This is a genomic window from Dokdonia donghaensis DSW-1 (assembly GCF_001653755.1).
In the GTDB taxonomy this organism is placed as follows: Bacteria; Bacteroidota; Bacteroidia; order Flavobacteriales; family Flavobacteriaceae; genus Dokdonia; species Dokdonia donghaensis.
On sequence record NZ_CP015125.1, the window covers coordinates 2,718,189 to 2,740,944 of the forward strand.

The following is a 22,756-nucleotide window of genomic DNA, read 5'->3' on the forward strand; positions in this document are numbered from 1 at the left end:
AATATGTTAATTTTTTGCACAAAAAAAGCCTCCTTAGATAAGGAGGCTTTTTTATAAATTAAAGTATAAGAATTACTTCTTAAACTTAGCGTATTTGTTTTTGAACTTGTCAATACGTCCAGCTGTATCTACTAGCTTAGCTTTACCAGTATAGAATGGGTGTGACGTTCTTGAGATTTCAAGTTTGATTAAAGGATATTCAGTTCCTTCTATCTCAATTGTTTCTTTTGTATCTGCAGCAGACTTAGTTAAGAACACCTCATCGTTAGACATATCCTTAAATGCTACTACTCTAAAATTTTCTGGGTGTATTCCTGCTTTCATCTTAATTCAGTGCTTTAATATTCGATTTTTCGAGGTGCAAATTTACATAATTTTTAAAAAACTACAACTATTATTTAAAATAATTCTCACCTATTATACGAAGTTACGATTTTTATAGGCTCGATGTAACGATATCGTATATTTGTGTACTAACTAGCCATAACCAAACAAACCAATTATTATGAATGATACAATCAAATCTTTAGCTTTCAAAAATGGCCTATTTTCGGGTATAACCATTATAATATTATATGTTGTTGCCTATGTTATCAATGTAGAAATATTAGCAAATTTTTGGTTTGGTCTATTAATAATTATTGGCTTAATTATTTTAGGGTTTGTTACTGTTGCTAAAGCTAAAAGCCTACAGAATGGTTTTATTTCTTTTAAAGAAGCTTTTTCAGCCTACATCGTTCCTGTAGCAATCGGCTTAGCGCTTCCTATGATATTTCTATATTTATTATTTAATTTTATTGATGTTGAAGCGGCAGAAATGCTAAAGGACATTAGCTTAGAGAAAACCGAAGAAATAATGATACGTTTTGGGGCTCCTGAATCTGAGATTGAAAAAGCAATGGAACAAGCTGAAGCTGAAGACTCTTATTCATTAAAAAATATCTCATTACAATATGCGTTTACTGTAATCTTCTGTGCTGTAATTGGACTAATCGCTGCACTTTCAATGAAAAAGAAAAATCAAGATTTAGGTTAATGCAAATATCTGTTGTTATCCCTCTACTTAACGAGGAAGAATCACTAAATGAATTACACTATTGGATTTCAGAAACCCTGGATTCTAATGGTTTTTCTTATGAAATCATATTTGTAGATGATGGCAGTACAGATGGGTCTTGGGAGGTGATAAGTACGCTTTCGCGAAAGCGTAACAATATAAAAGCGATACGTTTTAATCGCAATTTTGGGAAATCGCAAGCGCTACACGCTGGTTTTAAAGCTGCCGAAGGTGATGTAATTATCACAATGGATGCAGACCTTCAAGATAACCCCGAAGAGATCCCTGAGCTCTATAAAATGATTGCAGAACAAAATTATGATCTTGTCTCTGGGTGGAAAAAGAAGCGCTACGACTCTGTAATTGCAAAAAACTTACCTTCAAAACTCTTTAACGCCGCCGCTCGTAAAACAAGTGGTCTTAAACTACACGACTTTAACTGCGGTCTTAAAGCTTATAAAAATGAAGTTATAAAAACGGTGGATGTATATGGTGAGATGCACAGATACATCCCTGTGCTGGCAAAAAATGCTGGTTTTTCTAACATAGGTGAGAAGGTTGTACAGCATCAAGCTCGCAAGTATGGGGAGACTAAGTTTGGGATGGAACGTTTTTTAAACGGTTTTCTTGACCTATTGACTATTTGGTTTTTAGGTAGTTTTGGTAAGCGACCTATGCACCTTTTTGGAGCGCTGGGCGTGGTGATGTTTATAGTAGGCTTTGGCTTTGCAGCCTATCTAGGTATTGATAAGCTATTCTTAAATAAAGCCGGGAGACTCATTACACAAAGACCACAGTTTTATATCTCTCTTGTTTCTATGCTTATAGGTATACAACTATTTATAGCTGGTTTTATAGGAGAACTCATCTTACGAACAAAGAGAGAAAAGCAGCGATATCACATAAAGGAAACATTATGAATCATCTCTAGTAATTAAAGTAAAGAACCCATATGTAGTTCTTTCTTCATAGGTGATTTTATACCAGTACGTGTTAGTTGCTAGTTTTTTACCGTTGTGAGTACCATCCCATCCTGGTGAGTTACTTGTGAGTGAGGTCATTTGTTTTCCAAATCTATCAAATACCTCTACGGTCAATCCTGGATAATTTTGAGCATTTATAACGTGCCAAGTGTCATTGTAACCGTCGCTGTTAGGTGTAAAGAACTTAGGTGCACCCCTTACTTCTACCTCTCTCGTAATATAATTGCAACCCACTTCGTCTCTCACAGCTATATTATAGATACCGGGAGGCAAATCTGTAAATACATTTGATGTACCAAAAGTGGCTCCTCCATCTATACTGTAATAAATAGTCCCTTCTGCAAGGTACGCATCTACAATAATCTTGTTACCCTGTAAAAAATCCTCTACTTCTACCTCTACTTGTAGTTCTAGGCCTGCTACAACTTCATAATATAGTGAACCACTACAACCTGCAAATAAGGTGACATCTAGTGTATAAACTCCCGCTTCTGTTATAAATAAATCTTTTGTGGTCTCTCCAGTACTCCACTCATACTCCATAAACCCTTCTGGACCCTCTAATATAGTGCCCTCTTCTGTAAAACAAACCACGAGTTCCTGGTTTTCTAAGTCTAGAGGATCACTCAATGCTATTATAATTTTACCTATACCTATACATTCATCTGGCTCTCCTAGTCTATAATATAAAATGTTAGGGTTAGTATAATCATACAATATCGACCCCTCCTTTTCATTTGTTTGTAAGCCCGCAAACTCAGGAGTTTCGTAAAGCCTTATGAGAGTGTCAGGATATATCAATGCTATTACATCAATAATATTTGACACTTCTACAACAGCCGAGTTTTCACCTTGAGAGGATACGCACACTGAAACCTCTAAATCCTCAAGCGGCTCTCCAGCATCAACACTAAGTGTCACTTCTGTAATTCTGGTACAATCTAGGGTCAGTGCAACACTCGCATAAATTATTTGACCACTGTATAAGTTTGAGTAACTAGTAGCGTTTTCTATTTGGTTTTGAGAAAGCTCAGCGTCAAGTTGAGTTTCAAAAAAACGAAGATTTAAACCTGAAGTATCAGACACATCTTGTACAAAAATAACATCTAACGCCTCAAGTAAATTAAACTGGCTAATACCATCTGGACTACCATCTACATCACATTGAAACAGCGTTGCCGGAGCAAGTAGCGGTGCAATAACATTTTTTATAATTACACTAAACACTTCTGCTTCTCCTGAAGTATATGTCACCTGTGCAGTCACAGTGAAAGTTCCTACCTCTGAAAAAATATGAATTGGTGTCATATCAACACTGGAGTTTAAAGAACCTGATCCTGGGTCGCCAAAATTCCAAAGTACACTACTAATGCTTTGAGATGAGTTGAGAGTGAAGGAGGTTTCATCACCGCCGCACAATTCCTCATACTCAATAATGTTTCTATAGTACATCTCATTAGTAATTGGTAAACCTATTGATGATGAGTTAATCCCTACACCTACAGACCTAAATTGAAAATTACATTGTTGCCCTACTCTATTAGGTAATGAAATAACAGATAATTTTGCCCCCCCAAGGCTGTGATATAATTTTCCATCAATTGCTAGTTGCAATAATCCTGCTAGATTCACAAATGGACTTGATAGATAATCTGCGAGTTCTATTCGAGATGAAATTATATCTGCTGCCTGTAAATCATATTGAAATACCTTAGAGTTTCCAGTATCTTGTCCCCCATTAATAGGTTCCTTTCCAGTACTATAGAGCACTTGGGAATTTGGAGAGAATGACGCACCATAGTATACAATATCATTCCCAAGCAATTGTTCATTACTTAAGACTCCTGTATTTTGGTCAAATGAATATAATAATATCTCTCCCATAAGCTCTGGCTCAAAATAAGTATGGCAAATTGCTACTTTAGACCCATCTGGCGAAAACTTTAGAGCACCCCTTATATTATTGTAGTCTGATACATCTGGACCTATATTGGTAACAACAGGACTACCTACACCGCTCACGGTTAACGGGTATGCATAAAACCGATCTTCATAATGCGTTAAAATCCAGTATCCGTCTTGACTCCTCACGGCTGTCAGTTTTTCTGAACCTTCATTAAGAATGTTTATATTTTTTATAACTACTGCACCTTGTCCTCCAGAAGCATTCATATCAACAATAGAATAATTAATTCCTAAACCTTGACCTGTGGCTTGATAATTTTGAACCGCATCTGCCGTGAAAATATAATATCTTGAAGTACTACCTGGCTCTGGTACTATTAACGCCCCATTAGTAGAAGAAAACTGCCCTAGTAAACCCTCGCCATTTGCCAGAATACCATCACTAGCATTATAAACTGTAACTCCGTCTGTATAAAAAAGTAAATTTCCAAATGGATCACACATAGAGGAACTACTCTCTATAGTATTCATCGCATTGCCGTTAAATGACATTGCACAACCCTGCAGAAAATCTAACCCTGCCCCATTACCAAAATGCCACTTTGATGCCTCTAGTTGACTAAAGGCAACAGAGGTAAATAACAGAAAAACTAATGTCAGACTTTTAAGTGGCATTTGTCAAATATCAAATCTATTTATGAGAAATTGGTATTTCCCGATAAAAATTAACACAAAACCGTACTTTTGTTACTCTAACAAATAGAATATTATGGTATACCACGATCCTGCAATTTTAGAAAAGGCAAATGCCTGGCTTACTGACACTTTTGATGCACAGACACAACAAAGCATTAAAGATAACATAGCTCATAACCCAGATGAGCTCGCAGATAGTTTTTATAAAAATCTAGAATTTGGTACAGGAGGTATGCGCGGTGTTATGGGCGCAGGAACCAATAGAATTAATAAGTATACCCTAGGTAAAAACACTCAGGGACTCTCAGACTATTTATATAGTCAGTTTACAGATGAGCAAATAAGTGTTGCCATAGCCTATGACTGTCGCCATAATAGTAAAGAACTAGCTCAAGTTGTAGCAGATGTATTTTCGGCAAATGGCATTAAGGTTTTCTTATTTTCTGACCTAAGACCTACACCAGAGCTTAGCTTTGCTGTGAGACACTTAAACTGTCACTGTGGCATTGTACTCACTGCGAGTCATAACCCACCAGAGTATAACGGTTATAAGGTATACTGGCAAGATGGAGGACAACTAGTGCCACCACAAGATGCTGCAATAATTAAAACCATAGATGCATTAGACTTTAGTGATATAAAATTTACAGGTAATGATGATCTCATAGAGCGTGTAGACACCACAGTAGATAAAGCTTTTATAGACGCAAGTGTTGCAAAGGTATCTTTTGGTCTTGACAGTAAGACCAAAGAAGATTTAGGCATCGTATTTACTTCTTTACACGGGACTTCTATAACACTAGTGCCAGATACGCTAAAACAGGCTGGTTTTACAAACCTATCTATCGTAAAAGAACAGGAAGTACCAGATGGCAACTTCCCTACCGTAGTATCTCCTAACCCAGAAGAGACTGCAGCGCTTAAGATGGCACTAGAGCTAGGAGAAAAAGAAGGAGCAGATATAGTGATAGGTACAGATCCAGATTGCGATCGTCTGGGTATAGCCGTGAGAGGTGATGATGGTAAACTTACCATACTCAACGGTAACCAAACTATGGTCTTAATGACAAATTATTTATTAGAACGCTTTCGCGAAAGCGCAAACCAGCACCCACAACCATTTGTAGGAAGTACAATCGTATCTACACCTATGATGGACGTACTTGCTGCCTCTTACGATGTAGAGTGTAAAACTGGACTTACTGGCTTTAAGTGGATAGCAAAAATGATAGAGGATTACCCACAACAACACTTTATAGGTGGTGGTGAAGAGAGCTTTGGTTTTATGGTAGGTGATTTTGTGAGAGATAAAGACGCCGTAACTGCTACCCTACTCGCTTGTACCATTGCAGCCGAGGCAAAGAAAAATGGACAAACACTCTTTGAAAAACTCAAAACCTTATACCTAAAACACGGCTTTTATCAAGAAACGCTTATCTCGCTTGTTAAAAAGGGACAATCTGGCGCAGCCGAAATAAATCAAATGCTCAAAGACCTACGTGAGAAACCTATGCAAGAAATAAATGGCAGTAAGGTTACTCGTGTAGAAGATTATCAAGCCTCTACCTCACTAGACTTAACGACCGGAAAGACTACTACCACTGACATCCCAAAGTCTAACGTACTTATTTATTACACAGAAGATGGTAGTAAAGTAGCAGCTAGACCAAGTGGCACAGAGCCTAAAATTAAGTTTTATATAAGCGTTCACACACCACTCACTACACTGGGAGAGTATGACAGTGTTTCTGCTATACTAGAAAAACGCATTGCTGGTATAAAAACTGCATTAGGGGTATAAACTTTTTTTAGCTTTCGCGAAAGCGCACACATACTTTATGGAATATTTCAAGAAGATTATTTCTTACGCATTGCCTTACAAAGGATATGGAATTCTCAATATCATTTGTAATGTCTTTTATGCATTGTTTAGCACCTTAGGATTTGTAGCACTTATACCTATGCTACAGGTCCTTTTTGATAAAACAAAAACAGTTACCGAAAAGCCAGAGTGGAACGGCCTTCTTAAAGCAAAAGACTATATGGAAGACTCTCTGGGGTATTATGTTACAGAAATAGCTAGAGATGATAAAGTGCAAGCCCTCACTTTAATGATAGGCTTTGTAATTGCGGTATTCTTACTTAAAAACCTTTTTGGTTACCTAGCGATGTACTTCATTACTTTTTTAAGGAATGGAGTCTTGATGGATATTAGAAATGCAATGTATGAGAAAATTGTCTCACTACCTGTGGCTTACTTTACAGAAAAACGCAAGGGTGACACCATTGCTCGTGTCACATCAGACGTGCAGGAGGTACAGCATTCATTTTTAAGCATCCTTGAGCTCATTGTAAGAGAGCCTCTTACCATCATATTTGCGCTGGGGACTATGTTCTTACTCAGCCCGCAGCTGGCAGTATTTGTACTTACGTTTATACCTATTATGGGATTTGTAATATCACTTATAGGTAAAAGACTCAAAAGGAAGTCTGACCGTGTGCAACGTGAGCAAGGAGAGATTTTATCAAAACTAGAAGAAACTCTAGGCGGACTCAAAATCATAAAAAGTTTTAATGCCGAAGATCGTTTTCAAGATAGCTTTAATACGAGCACAAAGCGCTTTAATGATTATGCAAACAGTTTGATGCAACGCCAGGCGCTTGCCTCACCTACTAGTGAGTTCTTAGGTATTGTAGTTATAGGCGTTTTACTATGGTTTGGTGGTAATATGGTGCTTACAGAAGAAACTCTAGATGGCCCTACCTTTATCGCATTTATGGGACTCGCTTATGGGATATTAACCCCAGCTAAAGCATTTTCTAAAGCTAGTTACAGTGTAAAACGTGGTAATGCCTCTGCTCAACGTATTCTAGAAATTCTTGAAACAGAAAATACGATTACAAATAAAGATATCACAACACCGGTAGAAGGCTTTGCAAAGGCTATTGCGATTAATAATATTTCATTTAAATATGAAGAGCAACTAGTACTTAAGAACTTCACACTTAATGTCCCAAAAGGCAAAACAGTTGCACTGGTAGGCCAGTCTGGTTCTGGTAAGAGTACCATTGCAAATCTACTTACCCGTTTTTATGATGTCGTTTCTGGTGAGATCACAGTAGATGGGGTAGACATACGCGATATGTCTCTTAAAGACTTAAGGAAAAATATAGGTATTGTAACACAAGATGCCATACTCTTTAATGACTCTCTACGCAACAATATGATTGTAGGTAAAGCAAATGCCACAGATGAGGAGATTATAGAAGCACTTAAAATCGCAAATGCTTGGGAGTTTGTAAAAGAGCTTCCAGAAGGTCTTGATACTAATATAGGTGATAGTGGTAATAAGCTAAGTGGTGGCCAAAAGCAGCGACTTTCTATAGCGAGAGCAGTACTTAAAAACCCACCTATTATGATACTTGATGAGGCTACCTCTGCTCTTGATACAGAGAGTGAGCGTCTCGTGCAAAAGGCGCTAGAAAATATGATGAAGAATCGCACCTCTATTGTGATTGCTCACAGACTCTCAACGATTCAAAATGCAGATGAAATTGTGGTTATGCAAAAGGGCGAAATTGTAGAACAAGGAAAACATCAAGAATTAATAGATCAGAAAGGAATGTACCACAAACTGGTATCTATGCAATCTTTTGAGGAGTAGACTACTCTTCTTTTACTATAATAACGGTAGCGGTAAATCCAGAAGCAAGAAACCAAGCGTTTGACGAGATGACCTGTCGCTCATCATCATACATCACAAACTGTGCAGTATTTGCTCCTACAGAACCTTGATTTAAAGCCTTTACTTCTATTTTATTAAATCCTTTTACAAGATCAAGATAAAAACCTTGAAACTCTCCTTCTAAAAAGATACGAGGGTGAACCACTGTACCATTAACGCTTACACTCACAAGGTCTCCATCTACAGTACCGTGATCACGATATGTAAAGTTTACAAACTTAGAGCCACTTTTAAAATCTCCTAGATATTGATCTCTATAATACTCTGGCCTTAACTTTTCTTTATCTTTTGCATTTGAGTTATTCATTTTATTCTCAAGTGCACTAAAGTCTTTTTTTGCAAAATCATCTCCTTTTATAAGATTGATTTCACGTTTTTCTTTTGCAGCAAAAGGGTCGCTTAACTTTATCTTACTCTTAAAAACAAGAGATCCAGACTGTATTGTGTTATCCTTTTTTGGAGCTGTAGGTGACATAAAAACCTCTGTAGGCACCTCATTGGGTTGTTCTCCTTTTATTTCTATAGAGGCTCTGGGCGCATCTATCTGTGCTGTGGCAGTGCTTGTAACGCATACAAGTAGCAATGCTACAATGAGAGATAACGTTATGGGAGAAAAGGTTTTCAAGGGATGTAATACGTTTTTTACAATATGACTTTATGTATTTAGGGTATTACACAAAGTGTGCCATTAGTTACTATTAGTACGCTTTCGCGTAAGCGTAATCACTTTTACCAACATTCAAATATAAAATATTTACAACTCATTATCCCTTAATTGAGTAGTGAAAAAGATGCATACATTACAGAATGGAAGAAATAAATAGAAAAGTAAGACGTTCTCTAAGCATCAATCCCAAATGAATAGTTATGAAATTATACATCGCATTTTTTGCCCTTTTAAGTATTTCAATTCTCACCTCTTGTAGCTCAAGAGACGATGACGGAGGTGGTGATGATAGCATAGCCTGCCTTAACTTAGGCACTCAAGAATTAGATATTACAATTCAAGAATCATACACAACCTTACCCTCTAAGGTTTCTGTGTTTTTTAAAGTAAATGGCACAGATGGAAGCCCTGTGGCCGGATTAACTCCTTCTAACTTTACCATATTTGAACAAGGTCGCAATGATGATTGTTATAATGAGATTTCTAGCTCAGAAGCATCTGCCGCGATATCTCCTAATGCTCAAATTTTTTCAAACAACACACTCCTTGTACTTGATTTAAGTAACAGCGTGTTGAGTTCAAGTCTACAAGAATTAAAACAAGCCTCTACCAGTTTTATTACTAATGTGATGCCAGCCGTACCTACAGAATCTTTTAAAATGGCTATATATTGGTTTGATGGAGAAGATGTACTACACGAGTTACAATCACTTACTACGAGCGCTACTCAACTTCAAGAGGCTATAGATGGGATTACAGATGATATAAGTAATGACCCTTCTACAGACTTGTATGGAGCTGTAATAAAAGCAGCTACAAATGCCGAAAATATTGTAGATACCTTAGAAAATGAAGATTTATTTGCAGCTGCATCTGTTGTAATATTTACAGATGGGACAGATCAAGCTGCTAGATATAGTGAGCAAGAAGCACTAGACGCTGTAAGTAACGCCGGAGAAGATATAAGTTTTTTTACCATAGGTTTAGGCTCAGAAATAGATGAGGAGGTTCTCATAGCTATAGGTAAAACGGGTAGCGCTTTTGCCGAAAATAGTAACGAACTGGAAGCTGTTTTTAATGACATATCAAACGGAGTCGCTGGGCAGGCAAATAGTTTTTATCTTTTTGAATATTGTAGCCCAAAACGCGATGGCAGTGGTGAGAATGATCTCATTATACAAGTCATAACTGGTGACAGAGATGGTGTTGTTCAAACATCTTTTGATGCTACAGGGTTCACTAGTGGTTGTGAATAAAGCAATACTTTACTTAATAATGGCTTTTTATCGACTTTTTTAAGCTTTTTACCGATTCAACCTCAGAAAGATCTGTTATAATCTGAGATTAGAAGAAAAGATTTAATTTTGACATATGTTAGTATCTGAATCAAATCTTAACTACGAGTTACAGGACGTCTATATCTTTGAATGTGGTACCTTTTACTTCTTTGATACATTTATCATATCTGAAATTAAGGAAGGTGTATCCTTTGACTGGGAGATGGCTCAAGAAATTATAACTATTGCAGAATCTTATTATGGTCTAAATCAAAAGGTAGCTTACATTTCTAACAAAGTAAATTCTTTCTCATTAGTACCCGAAGACTGGCCTCATTTTTTTAAAGCTAGAGACTCAGTGAGTGCAATAGCTATAGTACTTTACGATCGAAAAGAAAGATCTAATGTATTGTTAGAGCGGCTATTTTTCAAATCAAAAATTAAAAAATTCTTTGATTTAGAAGAAGCTGTAAAATGGGCAAGAAATGAGCAGCTTAAATACGATAATCGTAGAACTACTGCTTAAGAGAAGTTTGAATAAGTGGAGATTTATAGAAATTTATTCCTAGTATTTCCATTCTAGCATAGTGTTTTTGTAATCTCACTCGGTAATTATCCCAATTATAATTTGCAGGATTACTCCAGCCTAATTCTGAGTGTCCTATAACTCTAGGGAAAGCCAGATACTCAATATCGTCTGATGTTTGTATTGTCTCTGCCCATAATGGTGATTCTAAACCTAGTAATTGCGAGGTATCTATATCCTTAAATATAGAAGACGGTTGCCAGATATAAGCACTATCTACCTCTACCATACCCGCCCAAGTAAGACCTATGGGAGACTGTTTTGTATATTTCATATCTAAGTACATCTTCTTAGCCGGTGAGAGAATCACTTTTGCCCCTTTATTTATTCCATTTTGAGCGGTAGCTTCTTTTTGCCAGTGCTGTATTACATAGGTACTATCTATATTTGCACTTTGTATTTCTTCCCAGCCCACGACACTTTTACCATACTTTTTTACTATAGGAAAAACCTTGTTTAAAAATAGGTTATAGTCTTTTTTTGAAGTAACGTGAGATTCATCACCACCTAGATGTATATACTTGCCAGGAGTCATTGCTGCTACTTCTCTTATTACATCATCTATAAACTTATACGTGATTTCTTTATCTACACATAGCGTACTAAAACCTACACGCATACCTCTATAAAGTTTTGTTGCTTTACCACTACAATTAAGCTCTGGGTATGATGCAAGAGCTGCATTAGTATGACCTGGCATATCTATTTCGGGAATTACCGTAATATATTTGCTTTGTGCATAAGTCACTATTTCCTTGTAATCTTCTTGTGTGTAAAAGCCTGGGCTCTCATCACGTACAGATGAGCTTCCTCCTATCTCTGTAAGTTTGGGCCAAGATTTAATTTCAATACGCCATCCTTGATCATCTGTAAGGTGCAAGTGTAGCTTGTTGAGCTTATAAGACGCCATTTGATCTATGACACGCTTTACTTGGTTTACAGTAAAAAAGTGTCTGGCTACATCAAGCATCATCCCTCTGTATGCAAATCTAGGCTCATCTATTATACGTATACCTGATATAACAAGACTATCCATAGGCTTAGCAGCTATAAGACTGTCTGGAAGTAGCTGGGTTAATGTTTGCACACCTTTAAAAAGTCCCGCTTCTGTAGATCCTGCAAGGGCAATTTTATGATGCGTTATGTCTAGCACATAACCCTCTTCAGATTGAATACTATCTGGAGAGACCAGAGAAAATGAGATGACATTTTCTTCTTTCTGTGTGGTTTGTATGGCTTCTTTTAAAAATGGTGTTGTTTTAAAGTACTTTTTAAAATCACTAGCCACCTTTCTAACTTCTGTGAGCGTGTCACTTACTATTACTGTTTCTATATCAAAAAGAAAACCATAGGGATGCGCTTTTACCTCATTAGGTATAGGGATAAAATTTACATCTTCTATAGTGGTTTCTACAAGCGGTTTTTCTTCTTTACAAGAAAGTATAGCTATCGATATAAAAAGAACCAGTAGGCAACGCATATGTTTATTTTTAGTGTAATTAATTAAGCCTGTAGTAACCACATTTGAGATAAGCACCTTCTGGAAAACCTATAGGATGATCTATGTCGTGGTAGGTTTTATCTTCTACATTAAAGATTCTATTAGACTTTCTTATATGTGTCTCACATATATCAAAGAATACCTGAGCCTCCACTCTAGAGGAGCAAGACGCTAGTACCAGTAACCCATTTCTCTTAGTGAGCTGTGCTCCCAGTTGTGCCAGTCTTGCATAACTATTTCTAGCAGTAGGCACTTCTCTCGCACTTTTTGCAAAACTAGGCGGGTCTATCACTACAATATCAAACTGCTGTTGCTCATCTATAAGTTGCTGTAATCCCACAAAAGCATCTATAGCCATCGTTTTATGCGTACCCTTATGCGGGTTTAACTTTCCGTTTTGTACTGCCACTTCTAGAGCCTGTGCGCTTATGTCAAGACTCACTACCGCTTTTGCTCCACCAGCAAGCGCGTGTACAGAAAATCCTCCGGCATAACTAAAAACGTCTAGCACACTCTTTCCTCTAGAAAGTTCTCCCACACGCTTACGGTTGTTGCGATGATCTAAAAAGTAACCTGTTTTATGACCATAAATCACATTTGCCGAAAATTTTACACCGTGCTCCACAAAAGTGACAACGTCGTTTTTAAGTACGCCGTGTATCACCTGTCCATCTTTAAGACCGTAAGTATTGCCTTTACCCACATTACGACTCAACCTTAACACCATAGTCTCAGTATGAGAAATAGCTAGTAAATGTGGTAATACCATCTCTAGGTATGGAAACCAGATAGCACTATATACTTTTACTACAATCACCCTATCGTACACATCTGCAATGAGACCAGGAAAACCATCATTCTCACCAAAAAGAAGACGATAACTATTAGTATCCGTACGTAAGAGTTTAGCTCTTTTTTTAAAAGCTACTTGAATTTTATCCTTAAAAAATGCTTCGTTTGCAGTAGCTGGGGTACTACTTAGTACCTTAAGACGTATGGGGGAATCTGGATCATAAAGAGCAATACCATACACCTTATCTGCCCTGTTATCAAAAAGAATGGCAAGATCTCCAGCTTGTCCTTCCTTATTGAGTTTTGCAATACTATTATCAAAAACCCAAGGGTGCCCTTGTTTAACAAGCTTTTCGGCTCTAGCAGTGAGCTTTACAGCAAGACGTTTGGTTTCAATTTTAGGTAAATTAATCATTAAGGAGCGTTATATTATTAAAATTACGCTTTCGCGAAAGCGTAAAAAACCAAATTAATCGTAATTTTCCAGTATGAAGATATATCGCACGTTTTTTTTAGTACTATCGGCCCTTTTTTTTCTTGCAATGCAAAGCGATCAAGAAAGTCCGCTGGTGAATATAGCTGAATTTGATTCAAAATTTTCATATGATGTGCGCTATGCCACAGATGATAATTTTCTAGAACAAACTGTATACGACTGTGTGCAGTGTCTCCTTATACCAGAGGTTGCAGAGGCGCTCGTTGAGGCAAATAATTACTTTTGTGAGCTTGGGTATATGATACAGCTGTATGATTGCTATCGCCCACTCTCTGTACAAAAAAAGATGTGGGAGATTTACCCTAACCCTGGCTACGTGGGTAATCCTTACGGTAGTGGGTCTATACATAACCGTGGTGCTGCGATAGATATGACCATTGTAAAGCTAGATGGTACACCGCTAGATATGGGTAGTGACTATGACTTTTTTGGAAAAGAAGCGCATATAGATCACTCGCATAACGATACCATTACGGCAAATAGAAAACAGCTTTGGTCTGTGATGAAAAAATTTGGCTTTTCACCCATACGTACAGAGTGGTGGCACTTTAACTATGACGCAAAAAATTACGGGTTAAAAGTGCTCGACATAGACTTTGACTGTGAGTAATTATTTTGGATCAAGTAATTGATCTATACGTGCAATTGCATCTTCATAATGGTACTTAGTCATTGTATCTACACTTGCATTGCGCGCTGACCTTAATGTCTTTTTAAGTTTTTGTAACTCTCCGCGTACAAGGGGTCTTACATCTGATGCGCTTATATCATAACGTAAAGCTCCCTCAAAACCTGGTCTTCCAGATCTTGATTTTGGCCCTTCATCTGTCATTAAATAAGCCATACGCTCTAAGTAAGATCGCTGCAAGTTACGACGATAGATATCTACAGAAGCACCTCTTCTTGTCTCAGACCAGATACCAGACCTCAGGTGTGAAAGCATCTCTAGAGCGCTATAATATTCTGTTTGTGTAGTCTCTGCATCTATTAATCTACCTAGTCTATCAAAACTTAAAAGTCTATTTAAGTATCTAGATTGGGTTCTTCTTATTTTTTCTGCATAACCTGCGTGGTCTATATTTTGTAAGATTGCGGGGTCTACAAGCCAGGTAGGTGTTTCAAAAAGATTATTTTGTAACCATTGCATAGATTCCTTTTGTGATGCTTCATCTAGATGTGTGTACACCACGCCACCTTGTGCGGGTGTTTTTAAATTTTCAAACACGCCACCTATATTGGTCACTACGTGACCTACAAATCTACTATATACCCCTATGAGTTCTCCATAGAGTTCTTCTAGGTCTTGATAATCGTTTGTTTTACTTGATGTCCACGATGGTAAGTTTTGTGCTACGTAGCGTAGGTTTTTAATACCGTAGGTACTTGCCTTTACAGGGTCATTACCTATAGCTTCTGTTTGTGATTGTGGGTCAAAGCTACTAGACTGTCTCCCGAATTTATAAACTGGGTCTCCTGCTTTTTCTTGAATCCACTGGTTAAGGGTTGCTTTTTCCATTAACGGTGAGGTAGCCTCTGGTATCCATCTATAACCCCAGTTTGTAGCATAGTGATCATAAGGTCCCATCTGTCTCACAAAACGTATGTTTGTGTCTCCCGGCTGTGCGATATAGTTGTAACGAGCATAATCCATAAGACTGGCTGCGATACCGTTTTTTTGAGTAAATGCCCCGTCACGGTATGATGCTACATCATAGGCATAACTTGCTGCCATATTGTGAGGAAAGCCAAGTGCGTGACCTACCTCGTGAGCAATCACCATACGCATCATCTCCCCTATCTCCTCTTCTGGTGTATCTAGTGTGCGTGCGCTTGGGTTTGCCGCTCCAGTCTCTAGTAAATAACGGTTTCTATAACTTCTTAAGTGATTGTGATACCAGATAATGTCACTTTCTATAATCTCCCCGCTACGTGGGTCAGACACGCTAGGTCCTACGGCATTACGAGTTGTACTGGCTACGTAGCGCACTACAGAGTAACGTATATCTTCTGGACTAAACTCAGGATCTTCTTCTGGTGTAGGAGCATCTTTTGCTATAATGGCATTTTTAAAACCTGATGTTTCAAACGGTTTTTGCCAGTCCTCTATACCTTGTTTTATATACTCCTTAAGTGACTCTGGCGTTCCAGGATCTAAATAATATACAATAGGTTTTACAGGTTCTACAAGTTCTCCTCGCTTATATGCTTCTACATCACTAGGCTCTAGTCTCCAGCGGCGTATATATGTTTTTTGATCTGCCTTAAGGGCCTCACTGCCGTAATCATATTGCTTTACTGTAAAGAAGCCTACTCTTGGGTCGTACAATCTAGGTTGCATAGGTTGCTCTGGCAGTAATATCATAGACTGGTTTACCTGAAGGCTTATACTCTCTGCAGCCCTCTCTGTAGGTGGCTCTGCCGCATCATATGTAAAATCTTGTTTTACCTCTATATTTTTAGGAAAACTCTTAACACTGTTTATAAAACTACGATTTGCATCTAGCTTTTTTACTTTGTACTGTTTACGTAAACGACCAGATAGTGCACTTATACCCTTTACATCAGACGAGAATAGCTTTGTTACATTAATAACAGCTGCTGTAGAGTCTTTATCAAAAGCCTTGATATCAAAGGCGTAAAGTGTAGGCTCATAATTATTTACTCGTACAGAATTACTTATCGCCTTTGTACTATCGGCTACACTGGCATACGATTTAATTTTAATAAGTATTTTATCTTGAAAACGCTCCCACTGCACTACCTGCTCATTGGTCTTTGAGCCAGCATTTATATAACCTCCTCCTAATCCATTAGGAATTTGAGCGATACGAGTAACCCACAACATATCTTTGTTGAGCTGTGAGAAAGGAACCTCATAAAAGAACTCATCTTTAATTTTATGTACTTGAAATAGCCCTGAGTCTGTTACCGCATCTTTTGTGATTACTTTACTGTAGGGTTTAAAACCGTTTTTATCTGACTTTCCTTCTGGAGCCTTCTCTTCTGTTTTATTTTTAGATTTTTTACGTCGTGATTCCTTACGTTGTGCAAAGGAGTCTTGTGTTGTAAAAAAAGTCGCTAGTAAACAAAGGAGTAGTATTCTTTTCATCGGTAGTGTATTTCTACTCGAAAATAAGAATTGACTGCTGGGAGTTAATTTAATTTAGATAATATTAACAATTGGGTATTACGCTTTCGCGAAAGCGTAAACATATTATTGCTTTGTAAATCTATAAGTAAACTCTCTCTCGTTATTTCCTAACTGTCCATCCCAGCCTTCATAACCTATCACAATAGTCATATCAAATACAGTATCGTCTATAAGGTTAAGTTGCCCGAAGGATGTCTCGCTAGGTCCAGTTAGAATATGCAGTGTAGAATCGCGACAGAAACCATTGTATGATCCATAAATTTTTGGATAAATAGAAGTTCCAGCAATAGTAAATTCTAACACATCTGTATATAATGGCATAGTGCGTACATTAGGCATAGTCGTACTAGATATTGTAATAAAACCTTGCTTAGAAACTCCATCGGCATCATCTCCTCCTATTATTTCATAAAAATAGGTGCCCGTAAAATCTGCATCAGGGATGGGTTCTATCACATTAATCACATAACGATATGGGGATTTGAAAAAACAAAAGTCTGTAAGTATAGAAGCAGAGCCACTATCATTACTATAACTACGACCGTCTGTTAAGAAAACCTCTAGCCTTACCTCGAACTGATCTCCTGGTTGAATTGCGTTTAAATCTAGATTATGCGAAGTGACAGTCTCTTCATAGCTCACATTTAATGTGTGCCTAGGTAAACCCACTGGTCCTGTGGTAAAGCTTGAAGCTTCAATATCTTTAAGTATAATCTCTGGAGATGTGTCATTTCCGTTTGACACGTCACGATCTATATACTTTGTATAAACTCGTACAAAGTCTAACAATGCTCCATCTTCTTCATCTTGCTCTTCTATCTCTACAGCAAATGCACTAGTAAGATCTCCTGCTTCAAAATTGTTTTGAATACGAGTGATGTTTCTCAACACGGCACCACGTTCTATTTCCTCAGTAACAACCTCTATCGCTTTTTCGTCATCACTACAAGCTGTTAAAATGCCTACTAAGATTATAAAGTATATTTTTTTCATAATTTATTGTTTTGTAAATCTATATCTAGATGGTGCGGTGTTAAATCCACAACCCCCATCAAAGTTAAGGTAACCCTCTACAAACCAGAGTTCAAAAACAGTATCATCTACAATATCTGCACTCCCATTTTCTGTATCAGGCCCTAGTAAAATAGGTGCTGTAGAGCTGCAATAACCTTCTGGTGAAGACAGCTGGTTTTTACCAAAAACAATCTCATCTCCCACTACATTAAACTCCCATCTTCGTTTTTGCTCTATTCCCCTATGATATCTCCAGTGCCAAGCATAAAATTGCCTTGTGGTATTAGACCGCCCTTTTGTAATTTCTACCGTATAGCAATCTACAAAGGTTTCTCCATCTGGACCGGGTCCATCCAGTATAGACTCTACGGCATACACCCCCGTATATGCCGTATCATCTATGGGTGATACTACATTAATAGTATAAAGAAATGGGGAACTATAGAACGTATCATAAGCAATTATTATAGAGCTAGAAGTACCCGTAGTAAAATTTCTACCATCGGTAAGTTTTAAATTAAGCCTGTATATAAATTGATCTTTTACAGCAACATCACTAAGCTGTAAGTCTACAAAGGAAAGTGCCTCTTGAAATGATATATTAAGTTCATATCGAGGTAAACCAAATTCGCCTTCATAAAAATCTGAAGCTGGTAAGACATCATATAATACCTCTTGTGTAGAAAGTGCCTCTGTGACCGAAGTATTACCTATATACTGTATATAAACCTCAACCTCCTCTAGCAAGTCTCCATCTTCAAGATCTTGCTCTTCAATTACAACGTGAAAATCACTTTGCACATCTGTAATTAAGTAGTCATTATTTATGTACTCCTGCGTTCTTAAAACAGCACCTCTTGTAATCTCCTCTGCAATAGTTTCAGTAGAGACCACATCTCCCTCATCACAAGATGTGATACTAATAAGCAATACAAGTAGTAATAGTTTTTTCATTTAGTAAAGCATCATTTTGATACTATAAAACTAAACGTAAAATATTTATTTATAGGTGCAACCGATAAGGATTAACCCATTCTTACTAAGAATTACCTTCTCTACTCTGTAGATGCACCCAGTCTATTTTTTACATACTCTATTTCTGTCTTACCGTGAGGTTGGGGCTTACCTTCTTCATCTAGCCCTACCATAACAATACGTTCTATGGTAATAATAGTCTCGCGTGTCATTTTATTTCTCACCTCACACTTAAGAGTAACAGATGCTGTTCCAAACTTAGTAGCCTCAAGACCTATCTCTATGATGTCACCTTTTTTTGCGCTTGCGCGAAAATCTATCTCACTCATATACTTTGTGACAGATCGAGGGTTTTCTATCTGTATTATAGTATATAATGCGGCTTCTTCATCTATCCACTCTAATAATCTTCCTCCAAACAAAGTTCCATTTGGGTTTAAGTCTTCTGGTTTAATCCATTTACGTGTGTGAAAATTCATAGGCTTTTCTTTTTTATATTTTTAATCTACTCGTATAAAATTAAGATAAAACAGACCTTAAAGATCTAGCGTCTTCAAGACTTTTAAAACGCTCGTGAGACACTTCTATATCTACCTGCTCGTGAGCCCAAGTAGTATGAAAGGGAATATGCACCGCATAACTACCTACCTCAAGCACTGGCAACACATCAGACTTTAAAGAGTTGCCCACCATTAAAAATGAAGTAGGGTCTAAATCTAGATGCTTTATAAGCTTTAGATAATTTGCTGGCTGCTTATCAGACATCACCTCTATGTGGTGAAAATATTTTGACAGACCAGACTTCTCTAGCTTACGTTCTTGATCTAGTAAATCACCCTTAGTAGCAACTACAAGCTTATATTCTTTTGATAGCTCCTCAAGTACCTCTTCTATGTGCGGTAATAAGGTAACAGGCGCGTTGAGCATATCCTTACCTAGATCTATAATATCGCCTATAATGGCATTAGAAACTTTTCCATCAGACACCTCTTGAGCACATTCTATTAGTGATAATGTAAAAGGCTTGATACCATAACCATATAATGCTAGGTTGCGCATCTCCATTTCAAAAAGGCGCTTCTGGCAATTATCGTAGTCTATGTAATCGCTTAGCAGTTCACAAAACGTATGTTCTGCATCTCTAAAGAAAGTTTCGTTAACCCATAGCGTATCGTCTGCATCAAAAGCAATAGTCTTTATATTCTTCATTATTTTACAATCATCTTAGTAACTATAAAAGTACAGAATACAAGGAGAAAATCTCCTAAAACTACAATACTAGACTCGCAAAAAACGACGCAATAAACCTTCTTAAATTATGATATTGATAATGACAAATAAAAGCTAGCGCTTCTACCCCTTGTAGTTATCATCCCAGTCTTTTACCTTAGGATCACCTAGTTTATCTACAGACTTTGCAACTACCATAGATACCGCAGCATCACCAGTCACATTTACTACTGTGCGACACATATCAAGAGGTCTATCTACCGCGAAGATAAGTGCAAGTCCTGCCTCAGGGATTCCAGCATAACCTAGTACACCCACAAGCATTACCATACCTGCACCAGGTACTGCAGCACTACCTATAGAAGCCAGTGTTGCTGTTGCTATAATACCTAGTTGTGTACCCAGTGTAAGGTCCATACCAAAAGCTTGTGCTATAAATACTGCCGCTACTGCTTGATATAAACTAGTACCATCCATATTGATAGTCGCTCCTACAGGTAAGACAAAACTAGCCACCTCTTCCTCTACACCTAAGTGTTCTGTAACTCGCTCCATTGTTACTGGTAATGTGGCTGCACTAGAACTTGTTGAGAATGCTAATAATTGTGCCGGAGAAATACCATTAAGAAAAGATGCTGGACTTCTTTTTGTAAAGATGATAACGATGAGCATATACACGCCTATCATAGACAATAAACCAAGTACGACCGTAAATGCATACCAACCCAGGGCTTTAAAAAGATCTGCATTAGGCGACTCTACCACAAGGGCTGCAAGAAGTGCAAACACACCGTAGGGTGCTGCGAGCATAATGAGATCTACCATTTTAAGTATCACTTCATTTACACCATCAAAAAAGCTTTTTACCGTCTTACTCTTTTCTTCAGGTATTAAAATAAGTCCTATACCGAAGAATACTGCAAAAAAGATGACCTGCAGCATATTACGATTACTAGTCGCTGCCGAAAATATATTTTGTGGAACAAGGTCTTCAAGAGCCTGCAATGGTCCAGTTTCTTTCTGTGCTTTTGCAGTTTCTTTGTATTTACTTGTGCTATCTGTATAACCGTCTACAAGCTCCGTACGCGTCTCGTCTGAGATAGATTTACCAGGAGATACAATATTTACTAAAACAAGTCCTATAGAAACTGCAATAACAGTAGTGACAACATACGTCCCAATAGTACGACCTCCCATCTGTGAGAGCTTAGATATATCTTTAAGATCTGAAACTCCTTTGATGAGCGCAGCAAGTATTAATGGTATTGCAATTAACTTTAATGAGTTAATAAAAATGGTTCCAAAGGGTTTTATCCAGTCACTTACAAAGTCCTTTCCCCACTCAAAATTTGTCATTATGAGTGCAAAAACAACTCCTAAAACCATTCCTATTAATATTCTCCAGTGTAACGCAAGTTTTTTCATAAAGGTCTTAATATTTACTAGGCACGACGTAAAGCCACGCTATATCGATATAGTTTATACAAAAGCCTACTTTTTAGTAAGTGAGCTTTTTATTAAATAAATGAATTATGCTACAATCTAACAGATTTATCTCGTAGTACAAAATCTGCAATCACAAGTGCTGCCATTGCTTCTACTATAGGCACCGCTCTAGGGACTACACAAGGATCGTGACGCCCTTTACCTTGCATCTCTACAGTTTCTCCAGCGGCATTAATCGTTTCTTGCTTTTGCATTACAGTTGCTACCGGCTTAAACGCTACTTTAAAGTAAATATCCATCCCGTTTGAGATACCGCCTTGCACGCCACCACTAAGATTGGTCTTTGTAGTACCGTCATTATTAAAATAGTCGTTATGATCTGAGCCCTTCATCTTTGCCCCCTCAAAACCGCTTCCGTACTCAAAGCCTTTTACAGCGTTTATAGAAAGCATAGCCTTGCCTAACTCTGCGTGTAGTTTATCAAACACAGGCTCTCCTAATCCTATGGGTACGTTTTGTATCACGCAGGTTATAACACCTCCTATGGTATCACCTTGTTTTTTTATTACTTTAATTTTTTCTTCACACGCTTTCGCGAAAGCGGGATCAGCACATCTCACATCATTTTTTTCAATCTCATTGAAGTCAAGTTCTTGATATGGAGTATCCATAGATAAATCTCCTACCGCACTTGTAAATGCGTGAAAGGTAATGCCTTTTAAAAATTGCTTTGCAATAGCCCCAGCTACTACTCTACTCGCAGTCTCTCTAGCCGAAGATCTTCCACCACCACGGTAATCGCGATTACCATATTTTTTATCATACGTATAGTCTGCGTGGCTTGGTCTATAGGTGTCTTTTATATGACCGTAATCTTTAGATTTCTGATTTGTGTTTACAATTTGAAAACCTATAGGAGTCCCTGTAGTCTTTTCTTCAAAAATACCAGATAAAAAGTCTACTGTATCTGGCTCCTTACGCTGGGTTACAATTTTAGATTGTCCTGGTTTACGACGATCTAGATCTCTTTGTATTGCATCAAAATCTATCTCAAGACCTGCAGGACATCCATCTATGATTCCTCCTATTGCCTTACCGTGAGACTCGCCAAAAGTGGTGAGTTTAAATATAGTTCCGTAGGTATTACCAGCCATTGTACTTGTTTTCAACAAATGTAAATTGAAAAGCTCATAATCAAAAACTAATAACTCACTTAATGATTAATTAAAGTAGC

The 22,756-nt window shown here is 37.6% G+C and carries 19 protein-coding genes; 7 read left to right on the forward strand and 12 right to left on the reverse strand.

The window, feature by feature from the left end; translation table 11 throughout:
• Positions 1–72: 72 nt before the first annotated feature.
• Positions 73–324, reverse strand: a complete 252-nt coding sequence (locus tag I597_RS11955; RefSeq protein ID WP_021778754.1) for a type B 50S ribosomal protein L31 — start codon at positions 322–324, stop codon at positions 73–75.
• 181 nt (positions 325–505) lie between these two features.
• On the opposite strand from I597_RS11955, the gene I597_RS11960 reads away from it, so the two are divergent.
• Positions 506–1,036: a DUF4199 domain-containing protein gene (locus I597_RS11960; protein ID WP_035324560.1), complete on the forward strand. Its 531-nt coding sequence runs from the start codon at positions 506–508 to the stop codon at positions 1,034–1,036.
• Positions 1,036–1,977, forward strand: a complete 942-nt coding sequence (locus tag I597_RS11965) for a glycosyltransferase family 2 protein (RefSeq protein ID WP_035324559.1) — start codon at positions 1,036–1,038, stop codon at positions 1,975–1,977. The genes I597_RS11960 and I597_RS11965 overlap by 1 nt, the downstream gene beginning before the upstream one ends.
• Here the strand turns inward: I597_RS11965 and I597_RS11970 are convergent.
• Complete coding sequence (locus I597_RS11970) at positions 1,972–4,620, reverse strand: T9SS type B sorting domain-containing protein (protein ID WP_035324558.1); 2,649 nt, start codon at positions 4,618–4,620, stop codon at positions 1,972–1,974. The two genes, I597_RS11965 and I597_RS11970, sit on opposite strands and share 6 nt — an antisense overlap.
• Before the next feature lie 94 nt (positions 4,621–4,714).
• Between I597_RS11970 and I597_RS11975 the strand changes: the two genes are divergently transcribed.
• Together I597_RS11975 and I597_RS11980 are read left to right on the forward strand one after the other, a co-directional pair.
• Positions 4,715–6,442 (forward strand): phospho-sugar mutase, encoded by a 1,728-nt coding sequence (locus I597_RS11975; protein ID WP_035324557.1) that lies wholly within the window; start codon positions 4,715–4,717, stop codon positions 6,440–6,442.
• Between the two features lie 37 nt (positions 6,443–6,479).
• On the forward strand, positions 6,480–8,306 hold the full coding sequence (locus I597_RS11980; RefSeq protein ID WP_035324556.1) for an ABC transporter ATP-binding protein: 1,827 nt from the start codon (positions 6,480–6,482) through the stop codon (positions 8,304–8,306).
• A 1-nt stretch (position 8,307) separates the two neighbouring features.
• Here I597_RS11980 and I597_RS11985 read toward each other — a convergent pair whose 3' ends face one another.
• Positions 8,308–9,012 (reverse strand): hypothetical protein, encoded by a 705-nt coding sequence (locus I597_RS11985; protein ID WP_052111641.1) that lies wholly within the window; start codon positions 9,010–9,012, stop codon positions 8,308–8,310.
• 242 nt (positions 9,013–9,254) lie between these two features.
• Between I597_RS11985 and I597_RS11990 the strand changes: the two genes are divergently transcribed.
• Together I597_RS11990 and I597_RS11995 are read left to right on the forward strand one after the other, a co-directional pair.
• Complete coding sequence (locus I597_RS11990) at positions 9,255–10,310, forward strand: vWA domain-containing protein (protein WP_035324555.1); 1,056 nt, start codon at positions 9,255–9,257, stop codon at positions 10,308–10,310.
• Positions 10,311–10,425: 115 nt separating this feature from the next.
• On the forward strand, positions 10,426–10,857 hold the full coding sequence (locus tag I597_RS11995; protein WP_035324554.1) for a hypothetical protein: 432 nt from the start codon (positions 10,426–10,428) through the stop codon (positions 10,855–10,857).
• On the opposite strand, the gene I597_RS12000 is transcribed toward I597_RS11995, so the two are convergent.
• Both I597_RS12000 and I597_RS12005 read right to left on the reverse strand, forming a co-directional pair.
• The gene (locus tag I597_RS12000; protein WP_052111639.1) at positions 10,847–12,397 is read right to left on the reverse strand and encodes a family 20 glycosylhydrolase; all 1,551 of its coding nucleotides are present in this window, start codon (positions 12,395–12,397) and stop codon (positions 10,847–10,849) included. The two genes, I597_RS11995 and I597_RS12000, sit on opposite strands and share 11 nt — an antisense overlap.
• 19 nt (positions 12,398–12,416) lie before the next feature.
• The gene (locus I597_RS12005) at positions 12,417–13,625 is read right to left on the reverse strand and encodes a class I SAM-dependent rRNA methyltransferase (RefSeq protein ID WP_035324553.1); all 1,209 of its coding nucleotides are present in this window, start codon (positions 13,623–13,625) and stop codon (positions 12,417–12,419) included.
• Between the two features lie 73 nt (positions 13,626–13,698).
• On the opposite strand from I597_RS12005, the gene I597_RS12010 reads away from it, so the two are divergent.
• The gene (locus I597_RS12010) at positions 13,699–14,316 is read left to right on the forward strand and encodes a M15 family metallopeptidase (RefSeq protein ID WP_035324552.1); all 618 of its coding nucleotides are present in this window, start codon (positions 13,699–13,701) and stop codon (positions 14,314–14,316) included.
• Here I597_RS12010 and I597_RS12015 read toward each other — a convergent pair whose 3' ends face one another.
• From I597_RS12015 to aroC, 7 genes are all read right to left on the reverse strand, one after another.
• Entirely contained in the window at positions 14,317–16,815 is a 2,499-nt protein-coding gene (locus I597_RS12015; RefSeq protein WP_035324551.1) for a zinc-dependent metalloprotease, read from the reverse strand.
• A 105-nt stretch (positions 16,816–16,920) separates the two neighbouring features.
• Entirely contained in the window at positions 16,921–17,850 is a 930-nt protein-coding gene (locus I597_RS12020) for a hypothetical protein (protein ID WP_035324550.1), read from the reverse strand.
• Between the two features lie 3 nt (positions 17,851–17,853).
• Positions 17,854–18,825, reverse strand: coding sequence for a hypothetical protein (locus I597_RS12025; protein WP_035324549.1), 972 nt, complete (start codon positions 18,823–18,825; stop codon positions 17,854–17,856).
• A 101-nt stretch (positions 18,826–18,926) separates the two neighbouring features.
• On the reverse strand, positions 18,927–19,325 hold the full coding sequence (locus I597_RS12030) for an acyl-CoA thioesterase (RefSeq protein WP_021778739.1): 399 nt from the start codon (positions 19,323–19,325) through the stop codon (positions 18,927–18,929).
• 40 nt (positions 19,326–19,365) lie between these two features.
• Positions 19,366–20,055 (reverse strand): HAD family hydrolase, encoded by a 690-nt coding sequence (locus tag I597_RS12035; RefSeq protein WP_035324548.1) that lies wholly within the window; start codon positions 20,053–20,055, stop codon positions 19,366–19,368.
• Positions 20,056–20,199: 144 nt separating this feature from the next.
• Complete coding sequence (locus I597_RS12040) at positions 20,200–21,501, reverse strand: dicarboxylate/amino acid:cation symporter (protein ID WP_035324547.1); 1,302 nt, start codon at positions 21,499–21,501, stop codon at positions 20,200–20,202.
• Between the two features lie 110 nt (positions 21,502–21,611).
• The gene (gene aroC, locus I597_RS12045; RefSeq protein ID WP_035324546.1) at positions 21,612–22,676 is read right to left on the reverse strand and encodes a chorismate synthase; all 1,065 of its coding nucleotides are present in this window, start codon (positions 22,674–22,676) and stop codon (positions 21,612–21,614) included.
• Positions 22,677–22,756: the final 80 nt, after the last annotated feature.